This window comes from Rhodopseudomonas sp. (assembly GCF_036404135.1).
Classification (GTDB): Bacteria; Pseudomonadota; Alphaproteobacteria; order Rhizobiales; family Xanthobacteraceae; genus Rhodopseudomonas_A.
Genome location: NZ_DASWPE010000009.1, coordinates 1 through 17,192, shown reverse-complemented (window position 1 = coordinate 17,192; position 17,192 = coordinate 1). Strand labels below are relative to the sequence as shown.

The 17,192-nt window shown below is 64.3% G+C and carries 16 protein-coding genes; 7 read left to right on the top strand and 9 right to left on the bottom strand.

What is annotated here, in order from left to right; translation table 11 throughout:
• The first annotated feature begins 26 nt into the window (after positions 1-26).
• Genes VGC77_RS01195 through VGC77_RS01175 form a run of 5 tightly spaced genes read left to right on the top strand, consistent with a single transcriptional unit; the run spans position 27 to position 5,560 of the window.
• Positions 27-494 carry an NADH-quinone oxidoreductase subunit J gene (locus tag VGC77_RS01195; RefSeq protein WP_414709593.1) on the top strand — a complete coding sequence of 156 codons (468 nt, stop codon included), beginning with the start codon at positions 27-29 and terminating at the stop codon, positions 492-494.
• Positions 491-799 (top strand): NADH-quinone oxidoreductase subunit NuoK, encoded by a 309-nt coding sequence (gene nuoK, locus VGC77_RS01190; RefSeq protein ID WP_331169748.1) that lies wholly within the window; start codon positions 491-493, stop codon positions 797-799. The genes VGC77_RS01195 and nuoK overlap by 4 nt, the downstream gene beginning before the upstream one ends.
• Complete coding sequence (locus VGC77_RS01185; protein ID WP_331169747.1) at positions 796-2,760, top strand: NADH-quinone oxidoreductase subunit L; 1,965 nt, start codon at positions 796-798, stop codon at positions 2,758-2,760. The genes nuoK and VGC77_RS01185 overlap by 4 nt, the downstream gene beginning before the upstream one ends.
• Positions 2,751-4,193, top strand: coding sequence for an NADH-quinone oxidoreductase subunit M (locus VGC77_RS01180; RefSeq protein ID WP_331169746.1), 1,443 nt, complete (start codon positions 2,751-2,753; stop codon positions 4,191-4,193). Before VGC77_RS01185 ends, VGC77_RS01180 begins: the two co-directional genes overlap by 10 nt.
• Entirely contained in the window at positions 4,190-5,560 is a 1,371-nt protein-coding gene (locus tag VGC77_RS01175; protein ID WP_331169745.1) for an NADH-quinone oxidoreductase subunit N, read from the top strand. The genes VGC77_RS01180 and VGC77_RS01175 overlap by 4 nt, the downstream gene beginning before the upstream one ends.
• Positions 5,561-5,653: 93 nt before the next feature.
• Here the strand turns inward: VGC77_RS01175 and VGC77_RS01170 are convergent, their stop codons facing one another.
• The 7 genes from VGC77_RS01170 to VGC77_RS01140 form a co-directional block, all read right to left on the bottom strand.
• A complete protein-coding gene (locus tag VGC77_RS01170) occupies positions 5,654-6,961 on the bottom strand; it encodes an O-acetylhomoserine aminocarboxypropyltransferase/cysteine synthase family protein (RefSeq protein ID WP_331169744.1) in 1,308 nt (435 codons plus the stop codon).
• 433 nt (positions 6,962-7,394) lie between these two features.
• Positions 7,395-8,084: a helix-turn-helix domain-containing protein gene (locus tag VGC77_RS01165; protein WP_331169743.1), complete on the bottom strand. Its 690-nt coding sequence runs from the start codon at positions 8,082-8,084 to the stop codon at positions 7,395-7,397.
• 97 nt (positions 8,085-8,181) lie between these two features.
• Complete coding sequence (locus VGC77_RS01160) at positions 8,182-8,592, bottom strand: response regulator transcription factor (RefSeq protein ID WP_331169742.1); 411 nt, start codon at positions 8,590-8,592, stop codon at positions 8,182-8,184.
• 84 nt (positions 8,593-8,676) lie between these two features.
• Positions 8,677-9,294, bottom strand: a complete 618-nt coding sequence (gene fixJ / locus VGC77_RS01155; protein ID WP_331169741.1) for a response regulator FixJ — start codon at positions 9,292-9,294, stop codon at positions 8,677-8,679.
• On the bottom strand, positions 9,284-10,825 hold the full coding sequence (gene fixL / locus VGC77_RS01150) for a sensor protein FixL (RefSeq protein WP_331169740.1): 1,542 nt from the start codon (positions 10,823-10,825) through the stop codon (positions 9,284-9,286). The genes fixJ and fixL overlap by 11 nt, the downstream gene beginning before the upstream one ends.
• Positions 10,826-10,970: 145 nt before the next feature.
• Positions 10,971-11,699 carry a CBS domain-containing protein gene (locus VGC77_RS01145; protein ID WP_331169739.1) on the bottom strand — a complete coding sequence of 243 codons (729 nt, stop codon included), beginning with the start codon at positions 11,697-11,699 and terminating at the stop codon, positions 10,971-10,973.
• A 154-nt stretch (positions 11,700-11,853) separates the two neighbouring features.
• Positions 11,854-12,687: a universal stress protein gene (locus VGC77_RS01140; RefSeq protein WP_331169738.1), complete on the bottom strand. Its 834-nt coding sequence runs from the start codon at positions 12,685-12,687 to the stop codon at positions 11,854-11,856.
• Positions 12,688-12,936: 249 nt separating this feature from the next.
• On the opposite strand from VGC77_RS01140, the gene VGC77_RS01135 reads away from it, so the two are divergent.
• Complete coding sequence (locus tag VGC77_RS01135; RefSeq protein ID WP_331169737.1) at positions 12,937-13,761, top strand: universal stress protein; 825 nt, start codon at positions 12,937-12,939, stop codon at positions 13,759-13,761.
• A gap of 31 nt (positions 13,762-13,792) precedes the next feature.
• Positions 13,793-15,574, top strand: a complete 1,782-nt coding sequence (locus VGC77_RS01130; protein WP_331169736.1) for a PHA/PHB synthase family protein — start codon at positions 13,793-13,795, stop codon at positions 15,572-15,574.
• 41 nt (positions 15,575-15,615) lie between these two features.
• On the opposite strand, the gene VGC77_RS01125 is transcribed toward VGC77_RS01130, so the two are convergent.
• Both VGC77_RS01125 and VGC77_RS01120 read right to left on the bottom strand, forming a co-directional pair.
• Positions 15,616-16,464 (bottom strand): CHAD domain-containing protein, encoded by an 849-nt coding sequence (locus tag VGC77_RS01125; RefSeq protein ID WP_331169765.1) that lies wholly within the window; start codon positions 16,462-16,464, stop codon positions 15,616-15,618.
• 108 nt (positions 16,465-16,572) lie between these two features.
• Positions 16,573-17,192: AAA family ATPase (locus VGC77_RS01120; protein WP_331169735.1), on the bottom strand; the 620-nt coding region annotated here is incomplete at its 5' end.

Below are 17,192 nucleotides of genomic sequence, written 5' to 3'. Positions count from 1 at the left end.
CGCTGCTCGCCGTCTATGCCGGATCGTTGGCGCTGATCGCCGCAGCGCTCGCGGTGACGCGCACCAACGTCATCCATGCGCTGTTGTATCTGCTGGCGACGCTGCTGGCGCTGGCGGCGTCGTTCTTCGCGCTGGGGGCGGCATTCGCCGCGGTGCTGCTGATCATGGTCTATGCCGGCGCGATCGTCGTGCTGTTCGTGTTCGTGGTGATGGCGGTCGGCACCACGCCGGAGGCGATCGCGCGCGAACGCCAAATGTTGCAACGAAGCTGGCCGATGCCGGCGGCGATCAGCGTATTGGTCGCGGCGCCGTTCCTGTTCGGGATCGGCCAGCAGCCGCCCGGCAACGCCGCGCCGATCGCCGCCCAAGCGGTCGGCCGCCTGCTGTTCGGGCCGTGGGCCTGGGCGGTCGAGCTTGCCTCGTTCCTGCTGCTCGCCGGGCTGATCGGGGTGCGCCACATCGGCCGCGATCGCGCCCAGGAGCCGGACGCATGACCGGCACCGCGCTCACCGGGATGATGATCGTCGCCGCCGGGCTGTTCGCCGCCGGGGTGTTCGGCGTGCTGGCGCGGCGCGGCATCCTGTTTCAGCTGATTTCGCTGGAGGTGGCGCTGAGCGGCCCGGCTTTGGCCTTCATCGCCGCCGGCGCCTATCACGGCGACGCCGAAGGCCAGGGCATGTTCGTCTTGGTGCTGACGCTGGCGGCCGCCGAAGTCGCGGTCGGTCTCGCGCTGTTCCTGCGGATTCGCCGCGCCAAGGGCAGCGACGATAGCGACGCCGTCAGCGGGTTGAAGGGATGAGCATGGCGAGCCTGCTGCCCTTGGTCCCGGTCTCCGCGCTGCTCGGCTTCGTGCTGCTGGCGCTGGCGCCGCTGCGGTTTTCGCGCGGCGTCGTCATCGGTCTCGGCGTCGGCTGCGCGATCGTGCCGGCGCTGCTGATGCTGCCGGTGGCGCTGTTCTGCTTCGGCGGCGGCTGCGAAACCGGCGCGGTGGCGACGATCCTGACGCTTCATGTCGGCGCGCTCGATGCGCAAATCGCGATGGCGCTCGATCCGCTCAGCGTGGTGGCCGGCATCACCGTCGCGGTGATCGGCGCCTTGGTGATGATCTATGCCGGCGCCTATATGAGCGAGGAGCCGGTCGACGACCTGCGGCGGTTCTTCGCCTATATGAACCTGTTTCTCGCCGGCATGCTGGCGGTGGTGCTCGCCGCCGACGTGCTGTTGCTGTTTCTCGGCTGGGAAACCATCGGACTGTGCAGCTTCTTCCTGATCGCCTACTATACGCAACGGCCTAACGCGGTCGCTGCCGGCACCAAGGCGCTGGTTACTACCCGCGTCGCCGACACCATGCTGCTGGCCGGCTTGATGCTGCTGTTTCTGGCCACCGGCACCACCCGGTTCGACGGCATGCTGGCCGGCGTGGGTTCAATCGACGCTTGGCATCTGGCGCCGATCGCCGGCTTGATCGCGATCGGCGCGCTCGGCAAATCGGCGCAGATCCCGTTTCACACCTGGCTGCCGAGCGCGATGGCCGGACCGACGCCGGTGTCGGCGCTGCTGCATTCCGCCACCATGGTGGCGGCCGGCGTGATCCTGCTGGTGCGGCTGGCGCCGCTGTTCGCCGCGGCTCCCGAGATTTCCGCAGGCGTCGCGCTGCTGGGACTCGCCACCGCGCTGCTGGCGGCGCTCACTGCCTTGCTGCAGACCGACGTCAAGAAGCTGCTGGCGTTTTCGACCATGAGCCAGATCGGCTTCATGGTGCTGGCGCTCGGCATCGACGCGCCGGCCGCGGCCTTGGCGCATTTCGCCATCCACGCGGTGTTCAAGTCGCTATTGTTTCTCAGCGCTGGCATCATGAGCCATGGCGCGCATGGCGACACCGCGATCGACGCGCTGCGCGGCTCGCGGCGGCGTCAGCCGCTGGCGTTCTGGACATTCGCGATCGGCGCCGCGGCGCTGGCCGGGCTGCCGCTGCTCACCGCCGGCTGGTACTCCAAAGAAGCCGTACTCGGCGCGGTGCTGACCAGCGGATTGTGGGGCGTGCCGCTGTGGGCGCTGGCGGTCGGCGCCGTGCTGCTGACCGGCACTTACAGCTTTCGCGTGGTGTTGGTCGCGGCCGAGCCCGGCCCGGACAAATCGATCGCGCCCTGGGAAGGGCTTGCGGTGTGGGTGCCGCTGCTTGTGCTGGCAGTGCTCGTGGTCGGCAGCGGTTTACTGGTCGACGCGCTGATCCGGTTTGACAGCGGCGCGCCGCGCCAGCTGCCGTGGATAGCGACGCTGCTCGGCGCCGCCGCGCCGCTCGCAGGCTTAGCGTTGGCGCGGCACTTGATGAATCACCCGCAGCTGCTCGACCGGCTGCGAACCAAACTGCGGCATCGCAAAGCCTTCCGCATCGACAGCCTGTATTATTTGATTCTGACGCGCGGCTTCCGCAGGCTCAGCCACGCGCTGGCGGGACCGAGCGGCGAGCAGGCCGTCGCTCACGTCGAAGAGCCGCCGATCGACGTGGTCAAGCTGGTGGCCGGCGATCCGATCGGCCGCGCGCTGGTCGCCGCAGCGACGCGGCTGGTGCGCACCGTAGTCGCGGCGTTCGATCCCGACCGGATCGATCTCGTATGGATGCGTTTTGCGCGCGCGCTCGGCCGCGGCTGGGAGCAGGTGCACCGCATCCAGACCGGGAGGGTGCGCGATCAATCGCTGGGCCTGGCGCTGGGCTTTGCGGGACTGCTGTTGTTTGCTTGGGGGACCTCATGGCGCTGATCGCGCTCCTATTAATTCCGATGCTCGGCGGTTTCGCGGCCTATTTTTTTGGCGGGCGTCGCGAGATCGAACGCTGGGTGTCGATCGCCTCGCTCGCCCTCACGCTGGTGGTGCTGATCGTCACCGTCGCCGGCGGCGATGACGGCCGCTGGCTCGCGAAGATCGATCTGCCCTGGGTGCCGTCGTTCGGAATCTCGATCAATCTGGCGCTCGACGGGCTGTCGGCGGCGCTGGTCGGCATCGCCGCAGGCCTCGGCATCATCGGCGTGATGGCGTCGTGGCACGAGATCAAGGTCGACTCCGGGCTGTTTCACGCCTGTCTGTGCTGGACGGTTTCCGCCACCATCGGCGTGTTCCTGTCGTTTGACCTGTTGGTATTCGCCTTCTTCTGGGAGGCGCAGTTGGTCCCGAGCTTCATGCTGATCGCGGTGTGGGGCCACGGCGCCAAGGAAAGCGCCGCGCTGAAATTCCTGATCTTCAACGCGGTGGCCGGCTTCGGCCTGCTCGCCGGCGTGTTCGGGTTGGCGTCGATGGCCGACACCATGACCTTCGACGCCTTCACGCTCGCCGAATTGAAGCTGTCGACACCGCTGCAGGTCTGGCTGTTGCTGGGGTTTTCGCTGGCGTTCCTGGTCAAGCTCTCGGTGCCGCCGTTCCACGCCTGGCTGCCGGATGCCCATACGCTGGCGCCGACCGCGGGCTCGATCCTGCTCGCCGGCCTGCTGTTGAAGACTGGCGCCTACGGCCTGTTCCGCTTCAGCCCGATGCTGTTTCCGGATGGCCTGCTGGTGCTGGCGCCCTACGGCATTGCGCTCGGCGCTGCCGGCGCGCTGTATGGCGGCGTGGTGGCCTGCGGCCAGACCGACGCCAAGCGGCTGGTCGCCTACACTTCGGTTGCGCATATGTGCATCGTGCTGATGGGCGTCGCCGCTGGCGCGGAATACGCGCTGGCCGGTGCCGCGGTCGAGATGGTGGCGCATTCATTCTCCGCTTCGGCGCTGTTCCTCTTGATCGGCGCGTTGTACGAGCGCACCCAGACCCGCGACCTGCGACTGCTCGGCGGTTTGCAGCAGAGCGCGCCGCGCTTTGCCGCAGCCTTCGCGCTGTTCTGCTCGGCGCTTTTGGCGCTGCCCGGCACCGCGAATTTCGTCGGCGAGGCTTTGGTGGTGGTCGGCATCTTCCAGGTCAATTGGCCGTTCGCGCTGTTGGCGCTGAGCACGCTGATCGTCTCGGTGGTGTATGGCACCCGGCTGTTGAAGGGCGTCACCTTCGGCGCGGCGTCGCCCAAGGTGGTGCGCGATCTCGGCTGGCGTGAAGTCGCCACCGTGCTGGCGCTGGCCTTTGGCACCGTGCTGGTCGGGCTGTATCCGCAAAGCGTCATCGGTCTGGTCGGCCCGGCGATCAAGGCGGCGCTGGTGCCGCAACTGCCATGACCGCGGCCCAACTCGTCGCGCTGTCGCCGCTCGCCGCGCTCGCCTTCGGCGCGGTGGTCGCGATGCTGCTGGCGCCGGTCACGCAATCCGCTGCGGCGGCGCGGATCGCTGCGGCGATCGGTCTCGCCGTTGCGGCGTTGCTGGAGATCCTGCGCGCCGGCACCGCGCCGGCGCCGATCGGCGCGCTGTTCACCGATGACGGGCTGGCGCGTTATGGCACCGCCTATGCGGCGCTGTTCGGCCTCGCCGCGCTGGTGTTCCTGCGGGTCGCCGGCGTCGCCAAGGAAGCGCCGGCGCTGGTGGCGCTGGTGGCGCTTGGCGCCGCCTCGCTGACCGGCGCCGGTCACGCCGCGACGCTGTTTCTCGGGCTCGAATTGATCAGCCTGTCGCTGATCGCGCTGTTCGCCTTCCCGCTGACCGGGATCGCGCTGGAGGCGAGCTACAAATTTCTGGTGATGAGCGGGCTTGCGACCTCGGCGCAACTGCTCGGCGTGGCGCTGATCTATGCCGAGACCGGGGCGCTGGATTTCCCCGGCTGGGTCGGCCACGGCCCGTTGTTCGCGCTTGGCACCGCGCTGTTGCTGGCTGGCCTGGCGTTCAAGTTTTCGCTGGCGCCGTTTCACATGTGGACGCCCGACGCGTTCCAGGGCGCCCCGGCCGGCGCCGCGGCGCTGGCCGGCGTGGTGTCGAAGGCCGCGGTGGCGATCGCGATCCTGCGGCTCAACACCGAGGCGGAATTGCCGCAGCCGTTATGGAGCGCCGGGCTTGCCACGCTCGGCGCGGCCTCGGTGCTGATCGGCAACATCTTGGCGTTGCGGCAGCCGCTGTTGCCGCGGATGCTCGGTTACTCGACCATCGCGCATTCCGGCTATATCGCCATGATCCTGGCGTCCGGCGCCCCGGACACCAAGGAGGCGGTGCTGTTCTATCTCGGCATCTACGCGCCGGCGCTGACCGCGACGCTGTGCGCCTCGGCGATGCTGGGGCCGGCGCCGATGCTGGAGGATCTGCGCGGGCTGGCGCGCAAGCGGCCGCTGGAGGCCACCTCCTTGTCGGTCGGGCTGTTGTCGCTGGCGGGGCTGCCGGTGGCCGGCGGTTTCGTCGCCAAACTGTATCTGTTCAAGGCGCTGGTGCAGTCGCAGTCGTGGATCCTGTTGGGGATCGCGACGATCGGCGCGGCGCTCGGCTTCTACTACTACATCCGGTTCTTTACCGCGCCGTTTTTCGGCGAGGGCGGCATCGAACCGGCGCCGCGGCACCGTTTCGATCGCCTGCTGCTGATCTTTTGCTTCGGGCTGATCATGCTGTTCGGCTTCGAGCCGCTGGTGCTGATCACCGCGGTGAACTCGGCGCTGGCGGTGCGATAGCGCCGCCGCCATCCGGACGAGGCCCAGCGCAAGAAAAAACGCAGGATGACGTTGCCGTCATCCTGCGCTGCAATCGCGGTGGGAGATGAGATATCAGGCGGCGGCGGCCAGGCGTCCCGCGGCGAGGCCGGTTTCCAGGTCGGCGATGATGTCGTCGATATGCTCGAGCCCGACCGAGAGTCGCACATAGCCGTCGGACACGCCGGTGGCGAGCTGGTCCTCGACCGAGAGCTGCGAGTGGGTGGTCGACGCCGGATGGATCGCGAGGCTGCGGGCGTCGCCGATATTGGCGACGTGATACAGAAGCTGCAGCGCGTCGATGAATTTGCGCCCGGCCTCCTTGCCGCCGGCGAGTTCAAAGCCGACCAGGCCGCCGAACTTGCCGTTGAGATATTTGTCGGCGCGTTCGCGGGCGACGCCGGTGAGCTTCGAGGGGTGGATCACCTTGGTGACCTCGGGGCGCTTCTCCAGGAAGTCGGCGACGGCCTGGGCGTTCTGCACGTGGCGCTCGATACGCAGCGGCAGGGTTTCCAGGCCCTGGATGATCTGGAACGCGTTGAACGGCGACAGCGCCGAGCCAGCGTCGCGCAACAGCGTGGTGCGGGCCTTGATGATGTAGGCGACCGGGCCGATCGGCTTGACCGCCTCGACCCAGACCGCGCCGTGATAGCTCGGGTCCGGGGTGTTCAACGCCGGCTGGCGCTGCGGGAACGCGGCCCAGTCGAAATTGCCGCCGTCGACGATCAGGCCGCCGATCGAGGTGCCGTGGCCGCCGAGATATTTGGTGGCCGAATAGACCACGATCGCCGCGCCGTGATCGAACGGGCGCACCAGCAACGGCGCCGCGGTGTTGTCGACGATCAGCGGAATGCCGAATTTGCGGCCGATCGCGGCGACCTCGGCGATCGGAAACACCGCCAGCTTCGGGTTCGGCAGGGTTTCGGCGTAGTAGGCGCGGGTGCGGTCGTCGGTGGCGCGGGCGAAGGCTTCCGGATCCGCCGGATCGACGAAGCGGACCTCGATGCCCTGGTCCTTCAGGGTGTTGGCGAACAGATTCCAGGTGCCGCCATAGAGGTCGGTCGAGCTGACGACGTTGTCGCCGACCCGGGCGAGGTTCTGCAGCGAGAACGCCGACGCCGCCTGACCGGACGACACCGCGAGCGCCGCGACGCCGCCTTCCAGCGCCGCCAAGCGCTGCTCCAGCACGTCGTTGGTCGGGTTGCCGATGCGGGTGTAGATGTTGCCGAGTTCTTTCAGCGCGAACAGGTTGGCGGCGTGTTCGGTGTTGTGGAATTGGTACGACGTGGTCTGAAAGATCGGCACCGCGACCGAGCCGGTGGCCGGGTCGGCGCGCCAGCCGGCGTGAAGCGCGAGCGTATCGGGATGAAGCTTTCTGGTCATGGGGAACGGATCCTTCGACAATGATGGCTGCGATGAGAGCAGACACAGCAGCACTCGCCCGTGGTGAGGAGCGTTGGCTGGGTCAGGTGGTTCGATGCGCAAAGCCCGGGACGCCGCAATCACGCCTTTTGCGCGCCGCGAAGTCAACCAGACGGGGGAAATAAAAATCTCTTACTGGCATCGCTTCGGCCGATAGGCGCGGCACCTTGCCGGGATGCGTCCGCAGGACAGAATATTCTTTCATTCGACCAGGAAAGTCGCCGCAGCGGAGGCCGATCGCCGCGCTGGGTCGCGGCGCGGATTCCGCAAACACGCGGATTTCGCAAACCGCAAAAGAAAAAGGCCGCCATTGCTGGCGGCCAAGTCTAGGGAGGAAACGCCCAAGAAGGGCAACGGCAGCGAAGCTCGCCGCCGCACGGTTGAGCAGCGACGCTCAAGCGTCCATGTTGTGCAAATGCTGGCGATTGCGCAGCACGATCTGCCTGGCTCCGGAGAAGCCAAGAACGCCCTGGCTATGGAGTTGCGACAGCGCACGAGAAACGGTTTCGAGGGTCAGGCCGAGATAGTCGCCGATGTCGCGGCGGCACATCGGCAGCGCCATCAGGCTGGCGACGGCGAGGCGGCGGTCCATTTCGAGCAGGAAATTGGCGACGCGCTCCATCGCATTCTTGCGGCCGAGCAGCAGCATGTGATCTTCGGCGTGGCGCAGTTCGCCGGCGGTCATCGCCCACAGGCTGCGGGCGACATTGACGTCGGTGGCGGCGGACTGTTCCAGGCTGCGGCGCTTCAACAGCCGGACCGTGGTGTCGACGATGGCTTCGGCGGTGAGCCGATGCACCGGACCCGATTCCAGCCCGAACACGTCGCCCGGCAGGTAGAACGCGCCGATCTGGCGGCGGCCGTCCGACAGCAGCTTGTAATTGCGAACGGCGCCGCTCACCACCTGGTAGACGTATTCGGCGGCCTCGTCCTCGCCGTAGATTTCCTCTTCCTTCCGGTAGGAAAACTCGGAGGCCACCAGGCCGGCATGGCCAGTCACCATCGAGAACTGGTCGCTGGCAGCGAGGGCGGCATTGCCCGACTTGACCGCGCTGTCCGAAGTCCTGACTGACTGGTTGAGCATGCGCCATCTCCTGTACGGAAGTTGATGGTCACTTCTAACCAACTATACCACCGGCAGAAATTTCGCTGCTTATCTTAAGGAGGTTCCCCTAAGTAGTTTACCGGAGGCCGCGATCGGTCCCGGCGGAGCCCTGACCGCCCTCCTGCATGGCGCCGCGGATATGGCTCACCAGGCTGTCTTCGAGATGCGGTTTCAGCACCACATGGTAGACGCCGGACGCCGCCGCCCGGGTCGAAATGCTCTCATCGGGATAGCCGGTGATCAGGACGATCGGGGCTTCGACGCGACGCGCGCGCAGCTTCTTGGCGAGCTCGATGCCGTTCATGGTCGGCATTTTGTAGTCGATGACGATGCAATCGACATGGTTTTCCACCACCGCGTCCAACAGCGCGGCGCCATTGCGGAAGGTGCGGACCTCGAAGCCGTCGGTTTCCAGCAAAAAGCGCAACGAACCGAGAACGCCGAAATCGTCGTCAACCACGTAGACAATCGTCGGGACGCTCGCCATCACGGATGCCCGCACAGCGTGAAATTCGGTGAAAAGTACATCCTTTCAGATAGGACGGTTCTGCGCCGGCCAGCTTGATCTAACTCAATCCTTCAGCGCCCCGCCGCGAATTGCCATACGCACCAGTTCCGACAGGCTGCCGGCCTGCATCTTGGTCATGACGTTGGCCCGGTAGACCTCGATGGTGCGCGGGCTGATGTCGAATTCACGGGCGATCACCTTGTTGGAAAGCCCGGCGACCAGGCCGTCCATCACCTGGCGCTCGCGCGGCGACAGCGATTCGATTCGCGCCGCGATCTCGGGAGCGACGGCGTCGCTTCTGACGCCATCCCTGGGTTGCTGCAGCGCGGTCTCGATCATGCCGATCAGCCGGTCATCCTCGAATGGCTTCTCGATGAAATCGATGGCGCCGAGCTTCATCGCCTCGACCGCGAGCGGAACGTCGCCATGCCCGGTCATGATCACCACCGGGAGCGGATTGCGGTTCGCCTTCAACCGCTTCAACAGGTCCATGCCGTCGATGCCCGGCATCCGCACGTCGGAGACCACGCATCCGAATTGCAGCGTCGGCACCGCTTCCAGAAACGCGATCGCGGACTCGAACAGCACGACCTCGAAGTTGACGGAGTCGAGCAAGAACTCCAGCGAATCCCGCATCGCGGGATCGTCGTCGATCACGTAGACGTTCCCCCTAGGTGGCATCGGCGAGATCCTCACTGGCGGCGGCGGGCAGCGTGAAGCGGAAGCTGGCGCCGCCCGCGGAATTGGTCTCGGCCCACATCCGCCCGCCATGCGCCTCGATGATCGAGCGGCTGATCGACAGTCCAACCCCCATTCCGGTTTCCTTGGTGGTGAAAAACGTCTGGAACAGATTGGATTTGACGTCCTCGTGAAATCCGCTGCCGGTATCTGAAACTGCGACTTCGATCATATGATCGGCAACCCTGTTGTTGGACACGATCAGCTCTTTTTTTTCAGATTGCGCCATAGCTTCCAAGGCATTGCGGAACAGGTTGACCAACACCTGCTGAATCTGGACGCGATCGACCAGCACCAGGTCGCTTTGCGGATCCAGGCTGAAGCGCAGCAAGACGCCTTGTTCGCGGGCGCCGGTGAGGCCCAGCGCGCCGGCTTCTTCGATCAACTTGGCGAGACTTTCCACACGCTTTTCCGACTCCCCCCGCGACACGAAGTCGCGAAGCCGGCGGATGATCTGGCCGGCGCGGATCGCCTGCTCGGCGGCGCGGTCCATCGCGGCCTCGATCTTCTGCCGGTTGGGGTCGTCGCTGCCGCTCAGCAGCCGGCGCGAGCCTTTCATGTAATTGCTGATCGCGGACAACGGCTGGTTGAGTTCGTGGGCCAGCGCCGAGGCCATTTCGCCCATCGCGCTCAGCCGCGAGACATGCACCAGCTCCGACTGCAATTCGTGCAGCCGGGCCTGGGTCTGCTGATATTCCGTGAGGTCGCGAATGAAGCCGGTGAAGTGGGTTTCGCCGCCGGAGCGCATCTCGCCGATGGTCAGATGGATCGGAAAGGTGGAGCCATCGCGGCGCTTGCCGGTGACGATCCGGCCGATCCCGATGATGTGGCGCTCGCCGGAGGCGCGGTAGCGGTCGAGATGGTTGTCGTGGCGCGCCCGATCCGGTCCCGCCATCAGCTCGCTGACGTTGCGGCCGATCGCTTCGCCCTCGGAATAGCCGAACAGCCGCTCGGCCGCGCTGGAGAAGAACCGCATGATGCCATGAGCGTCGATCACGATCATGGCGTCCGGCACGGTCTCCAGGATCGAGCGCAGCTGGCTCTGCTGGCTTCGCAGCGCCTGCTCGAGCTGCTTCTGGTCGTCGATGCCGAGGATGATGCCGCACAGATGGCGCGGGGTGCCATCCTCGGCCCTCACCACGCCGCCGCGGGCGCGGACCCAATGGCAACCCCCTGATCCCCGGCGCCGCTCGATGCGGTATTCCACGTCGAAACTGTCGCCGGCCTCCACCGATTGTTTCAGCGCCGCAATGGTGCGGGCGCGATCCTCGGGCGTCAGCAGCGACAGGAAAATATCGTAATTGATCGGCTTCTCGCCGGAGAAACCCATCAGGTTCCGGGCGGTTCGCGACCAGCTCAGGTCCCGGGTCGCCAGGTTGAGTTCCCAGACCCCGATGCCGGATTCCTCGATGCCGAACTGCAGGCGTTCACTACGCGACCGAACATCAAAGGGGGGTTGGTTTTTATCGGTCACGCTCCGCCTTCACCCGTTAATTATGTCGTTCATATCACAACGACATTCGGGTTCGCAACATGGTCGGAACGAGTCGCAAATCAACTCCCGCGGCGTCGCCGGGCGGCGGCGGCGAAACCCGCGGGGGCGCCGGGCTGTCCGGGCGTCAGACCGCCTTCGACATCTGGTCGTCTTCGGGCGAGTTCAGATAGAATCCGGACATCGTGTCGACCCAGCACAAATGGTCGTGGACCTCCTTGACGCCGCAGACATTCTCGGCGGCGACGATGGCCGCCTTGCGGGAGCGCTCCTCGGTGATCACCCCGCTGAGGTGGACCACGCCGTCGCGGACGATAACGCTCAATCCGAACGGCCGCCAATCATTGTGCTCGATCGCCGCGGTGACGCGGCCGCGGATCTTGTCGTCGGCCTCGCTGGGGGCGGGCACGTCGCGCGCCAGATCGGCCACCGCCCGCAGCAGGTTCTTGCGGGTGACGATCCCGACCATGCGGCCGTCCTGCATCACCGGCAGGCGTTTGACGTGGTGCTTTTCCATCGCCTTGACGATCTCGGCGACGCTGGCGTCGCCATTCACGGTGTGCGGATGGGTGGTCATGATCTCGCCGACCTTGCGGCCGTGCTCATGCACGAAATCAGAGGCGGATTGGCCCGGCCCGAGCAACAGCCGCAGCCAGCGGCCGCGCTTGCGTTCGGTGCCGATTTCGGTGCGGCGGATGAAATCGCCTTCGGAGATGATGCCGATCAGTTCGCCGGCGGCGTTGACCACCGGCAGCCCGCTGACATGCTGCGACAGCATGATGTTGGCGGCGTCGACGATCGAGGCGTCGGGACTCACGGTGACCACTTGCCGGGTCATAATCTGATGCGCGCGCATGTTTATCTCCCGAATTCGCCAGTGGCGATGTTGCGAACCTATTCGCAACGATGCCGGTGGCGATTGATACATATCAACCATGGGCTGTGCGGCGCGCATCGGAGCTAATCGATTTCGTCGCGGCCCCAATACGCCGAATGCCCGCGGCCCGGGCTTAGTGCGACATCAGCGCCGGAACCGTCAGCGATTTGAACATGCCGCGGGTGACGCCGCCAAGGATGAATTCGCGAATCCGGGAATGGCCGTAGCCGCCCATTACCAGCAGGTCCGCGCTGGTATCGGCGGCCAACGAAAGGATCGCGCTGTGAATATTGTGCGGTTCGCAGGCGAATTTGTTGGCGGTCGCCGCCAGACCGTGGCGGGCGAGGTGAGCGATCAGCGCATCGGCCGACAGTTCCTCCGGGGCGTCGTCGTCCTCGTTGATCGCGACGATCTCGATCTGCGTCGCCTTGTGCAGGAAGGGCAGGGCGTCGCGCACGGCGCGGGCCGCCGGCCGGCTGCCGTCCCAGCAGATCAGCACGCGGTCGAGCTTGAGCGGTCCGGTATGGATATAGGGAACCAGCAGCATCGGCTGCCCGGAATTGAACAGCACCGCTTCCGGCAGCGCGTCGTGGTGGCTCGGCCGGCCGCGATCGGGCTGCGCCACGACGTTCAGGTCGTACAATCGCGAGATTTCCGACAGCGTCTGATTGGCCAGCGCCGGGCTGTCGCAGAGGGTTCGGCCGCCATGCGATAGTCCGGAGGTGCGCACCGCGGTCTCGAATTGGTCGAACCGCTGCGCCGCCAGATCGAGATCGGCATTGTACAGCGTCGCGTCGGCAAAATACGCCGCGGAGGCGCCGACGACGATCGCCGGGTTGATCGGCTGATAGGCGCAGGCGATGCCGTCCAGATGCGCACCGAACAGCTGGGCGACGGAAATGGCGCAGTCGATGACCGGGGTGGCGGGGCTATCGACCGGAAGGTGGACCAGGATATCTTTCAGCATGGCGGCGCTCTTTCCTTGATACCGATCGGCGGCTTCAGACCGTGACTTGGACGTGACTTGGATCAGACCGTGACTTGGAGATGCGAGCTGGATATGTGAGTTCGGTATGTCCCTAGGTATGCGCTGACTATACCGGCGTCGCGCCGCGCCACTTTGATCTATCTCATCCCGTTGTCGACGCGCGAGGCTTAGAGCAGTTCGGTATCGTCGGGCTTGAGACGTCGGGGCATTGCCGAGCAGGGGGAGCCGATGACTTACGCGACCGTGATGGTCAGCCTGGCGCTCGATCGGCCCAATGCGCGCCGGCTCGACGTCGCTGTCAAGCTGGCCGAACAGTTCAATGCCAGCGTGATCGGGATCGCGGCGTCGGATTTCAGCCCGCCTTTGTACTACACATCCGGCGAGCAGGCGCAAAAGCTGCTGGCGCAAAGCTCCGACGTCATCAGCAAGCGGACGGTCGAACTCGAGGCGGAATTCCGCGCTGCGATGCAGCGCATCGCCGGCGTCGCGGAATGGCGCTGCGCTTTGGAAATTCCAGCGAAATACATCGCGCAGCAGGCCCGCGCCGCCGATATCGTGGTCAGCGGCGCCACCGGCGCGTTGACCGATCCGTTTGCCGTCGCCGATCCCGCCGATCTGGTGATGCAGCTCGGCCGGCCGTTGCTGGTGGTGCCGGAGACCTCCGGCGCCATCAATCTCTCCAGCATGCTGGTCGCCTGGAAAGACTGCCCGGAAGCCCGGCGCGCGGTGGTCGACGCGCTGCCATTGCTGCGCAAGGCCGGCAAAGTGAAGGTCGCCGAGATCGTCGAAGACGACGCCGACCATGCGCGCGCACAGGCCGCCGTCGCTGACGTTGTCGCCTGGTTGGGGCGGCATGGCGTGGCGGCAACCGGGTTCGTGCCGGAGATCGGCGGCAATGTCGCGGTGCAACTCGAGCGAATTGCCACCGCGGTCGATGCCGGCGTGGTGGTCGCCGGCGCCTACGGGCATTCCCGGTTTCGCGAATGGGTTCTTGGCGGCGTGACTGAGCATCTGGTGGCGCATCCCAGCCGCTGCGCCTTGCTGTCGCACTGAGCGGGTAGCGGGCTTCAAGGAGGACCGGCCGATGTCGCAGCCCGAGCTTGCCCCGGCGTCGCAAGGTGACGCCGCCATCGCTGCCGCCGGCGTCGCCGACGAAGCGCAGCTATCGGCGTCCGAACGCGCGGACCGGCTGTTTCACGCCGCGCTGGCGCGGCTGACCGGCGGAATTTCGCCGGCGGCGTTGCGGCTGGCCTACACCGACTGGCTGGTCCACCTGATGTCGGCGCCGGCGCGGCGGCTGGATCTCGCGCAGGCGGCGATGCAGGCCGCCGCGCAATTCGCCGCCGCCGCGGCACAGCTTCCTGAAACGCCGTGGTCGCGTATCCGGCCGCCACCCGGCGACCGACGCTTCGTCGGACCCGGCTGGGAGCTGTTGCCGTTCAACCTGATGGCGCAGGGGTTTCTTCTGACCGAGCAATGGTGGCAGGGCGCGACCACCGGGGTGCGCGGCGTCTCGCATCAGGACGAGGCGATCGTGGCGTTTTCGATGCGGCAATGGCTCGATACATTCGCGCCGTCGAATTTCGCCGTGAGCAATCCCGAGGTCATCGACAAGACGATCACGACGGGCGGCGCCAATTTCCTCGCCGGTCTGCAGAATTGGTGGCGCGATCTCGAGGCGTTGCAGTCCGGCGCCGGCGCCGACCCGCGATTCGTGGTCGGCACGGATGTCGCGGCGACGCCGGGCAAGGTGGTGTACCGCAACGCCTTGATCGAGCTGATCCAATACGCGCCGGCGACGCCGCAGGTGCACGCGGAGCCGATCCTGATCGTGCCGGCCTGGATCATGAAGTACTATATTCTTGATCTCTCGCCGCATAACTCGCTGGTCAAATTCCTCACGGGAGAAGGCTTTACAGTCTTCATGATATCCTGGCGTAACCCGGTTGCAAAAGATCGCGATATTTCCTTCGATGATTATCGTAAGCTCGGCGTAGAAGCAGCTGTCACGACGATCGACGAGATCGTGCCGGGCCGGAAAATTCATGCGCTGGGTTATTGTCTGGGCGGAACACTGTTGTCGATCGCAGCAGCGACGATGGCTCGAGACGGTGACACGAGATTGAAATCGATCACCCTGCTTGCTGCACAGACCGACTTTACCGAGGCCGGTGAGTTGACTTTGTTCATCAACGAAAGCCAGGTTACGTTCCTCGAAGATATGATGTGGGAGCGTGGCGTTCTTGAGACTGCGCAAATGGCGGGCGCATTTCAACTGCTGCGTTCGAATGATCTGATCTGGTCGAAGCTTACCCATGATTATCTCATGGGAGAGCGGGCACCGCCCAGCGACCTGATGTTCTGGAACGCCGATGCCACGCGCCTGCCATATCGGATGCATTCCGAATATCTGCGTAAGCTATTTCTTCACAACGATCTGGCTGAGGGGCGTTATCTTGTGGAAGGAAAGCCTGTTACGTTGTCGGATATTCACACGCCGATGTTTGTGGTCGGGACAGTTCGCGATCATGTGGCGCCTTGGAAGTCTACCTACAAGATAAATTATCAGGTGGATGTCGATGTGACCTATGTATTGACAAGTGGTGGTCACAACGCAGGTATTGTAGCGCCGCCGTCTGAGCAGAAGCATTTTTATCAGGTCAAGATGAAAGCGGCTGGAGCCGCTTATATCGGTCCAGACGAATGGCTGAAGACTGCACCGCGGGTCGAAGGATCATGGTGGCCGAAATGGACCGGATGGCTGTCTTCGCAATCCGAAGAACTATGTGAGCCGCCGCGCATGGGTGTCGAGAGCGCGAATAATCAGATCTTGCCGGACGCTCCAGGAGATTATGTTCATCATTGATCCGGGTGGTTCGTATTCTCCATTTGTGATCGCTGCCGATCTCACGGTCGGATTGGTTTCAGCGCGGCGAGCTTCCGATAAGCAGTGCTTGCCGTTTGTATCAGCTGTTTATTGCGTTTCTGAAGCAAGGGACGTGAAGGCAGGTGGGCATTCTTGAATTCCATGTCGGCTGCTAGAGCCCATCCCTTTACATCATCGTTCATCTCTCCGAGAGATTTTTGTGCTTTGCGCAGATACTTCAAAGCAGCCTGTTGCCTTGAGCGTTTCTTGTCCGCAAACAGGTCTTCCAAGAACTCGATTGAATAACATAGTTTTTTGTTCATCATGCGCAAGCGATGTCGCTTCTTCGCGCTCATGGACGAAAGCTCGTCGCTTTTCTTTAGAAGCTTTTTTTGCCATCGGGCGAGCTTGCGCGCGCTGTATGCTGAAATCGGGACAGTGCGCTCCCGCCTGGCGATTTTCCCACTCTTCGTGGACCAGGAACCTCTCTCGATCCATCTGAAGGCACTCTCGATCAGGTGCCGATATCTGACCGAGTGGAGCGCTCGCGCCAGATGCCGATGGCTGTCCACACGCTTGTTTCTCCAGGCGTGAAAATTGGGTATTTCTTGCGGCCGTTTGTTGATCTCTTTGAGCCGTTCAATCGCGACATCCAGATCGCGCACGGCGCCGAGTTGAGCTTGCAGCCACTTCAGGTCTGCTCTTATTCGTGTCCGCGGGGGGCCTGAGACCATTGGGGAGAAAAATGATATCGTTGTGCGAAGGCGGGTCAGCGCAATGCGCATTTGGTGCAGAGCTTCGGGGTTCCCATGGCACGTTGCCTGATGATACGCAGTCATATCCATAAGACAGCGACGTGCGACAAATCGAAACGCGGCGTCGCATGACATTGCTGGATTCAGCCGTACAGCCGGTCGCGACGCTTGTGTGGCGCGCGAGGCGATTCTACCTTTTGACTTTTCTCCTGATTTTGGCGCTGATGACATTTTTGTTTCGTGCTAATTGGCCTGAGCCGTTTCATCCCGAATGAAGTGAGCGAGACATTGCCCCAGCGTCTGCTCGGGCGTTCCGGATGCGTCGATAATCGTCCAGCCGACCACACCGATGTCATATTTCTCCTGCATCTCGGCTACCTCTATCGTCGCATCGGACGCATCGCGTTCACGTCGACCGATTCGGCCTTGTCTGGTCGCAAGGCTCGCCTCGAGAAAGAAACCAACAAATCTGACACCCAGCTTGCGCGCGATACCATCGATCGCAATTCGTTCCGATTCGTGGGCAAATACTGCGTCGACGATAACGGAATGGCCTCGCGAAATAATTCGGGATGCACGCTGGGCAAGAATTTCATAGATTTTCCTGGTAATATCCAGCTGATACGCGCTTTCCGGTAACCGATCCGCTTCGTCGGCTTCGAATTGCTGCTTTCGCAGGACATCGGTGCGTAACACGATCGCACCCGGCTGGGGCAGGATATTGGGAGCAAGGGCGGATGAGAGAGCCGATTTTCCAGTCCCTGACAGGCCTCCAACGGCGATGAGTGTCGCTGCAGGAGGCCTGATCAACTGCCGTGCGAGTTTGAAATAGACATGTGCTGATTGCATGACATCGGTCTTGT

Excerpts from the sequence above, each read along its gene's own strand:
- VGC77_RS01170 (WP_331169744.1), bottom strand. The coding sequence starts at position 6,961 with ATGACCAGAAAGCTTCATCCCGATACGCTCGCGCTTCACGCCGGCTGG.
- VGC77_RS01140 (WP_331169738.1), bottom strand. The coding sequence starts at position 12,687 with ATGCTGAAAGATATCCTGGTCCACCTTCCGGTCGATAGCCCCGCCACC.
- VGC77_RS01160 (WP_331169742.1), bottom strand. The coding sequence starts at position 8,592 with ATGGCGAGCGTCCCGACGATTGTCTACGTGGTTGACGACGATTTCGGC.
- nuoK (WP_331169748.1), top strand. The coding sequence starts at position 491 with ATGACCGGCACCGCGCTCACCGGGATGATGATCGTCGCCGCCGGGCTG.
- VGC77_RS01130 (WP_331169736.1), top strand. The coding sequence starts at position 13,793 with ATGTCGCAGCCCGAGCTTGCCCCGGCGTCGCAAGGTGACGCCGCCATC.
- VGC77_RS01185 (WP_331169747.1), top strand. The coding sequence starts at position 796 with ATGAGCATGGCGAGCCTGCTGCCCTTGGTCCCGGTCTCCGCGCTGCTC.
- VGC77_RS01175 (WP_331169745.1), top strand. The coding sequence starts at position 4,190 with ATGACCGCGGCCCAACTCGTCGCGCTGTCGCCGCTCGCCGCGCTCGCC.
- fixJ (WP_331169741.1), bottom strand. The coding sequence starts at position 9,294 with ATGCCACCTAGGGGGAACGTCTACGTGATCGACGACGATCCCGCGATG.
- VGC77_RS01125 (WP_331169765.1), bottom strand. The coding sequence starts at position 16,464 with ATGTCATGCGACGCCGCGTTTCGATTTGTCGCACGTCGCTGTCTTATG.
- VGC77_RS01135 (WP_331169737.1), top strand. The coding sequence starts at position 12,937 with ATGACTTACGCGACCGTGATGGTCAGCCTGGCGCTCGATCGGCCCAAT.
- VGC77_RS01145 (WP_331169739.1), bottom strand. The coding sequence starts at position 11,699 with ATGCGCGCGCATCAGATTATGACCCGGCAAGTGGTCACCGTGAGTCCC.
- VGC77_RS01180 (WP_331169746.1), top strand. The coding sequence starts at position 2,751 with ATGGCGCTGATCGCGCTCCTATTAATTCCGATGCTCGGCGGTTTCGCG.
- VGC77_RS01165 (WP_331169743.1), bottom strand. The coding sequence starts at position 8,084 with ATGCTCAACCAGTCAGTCAGGACTTCGGACAGCGCGGTCAAGTCGGGC.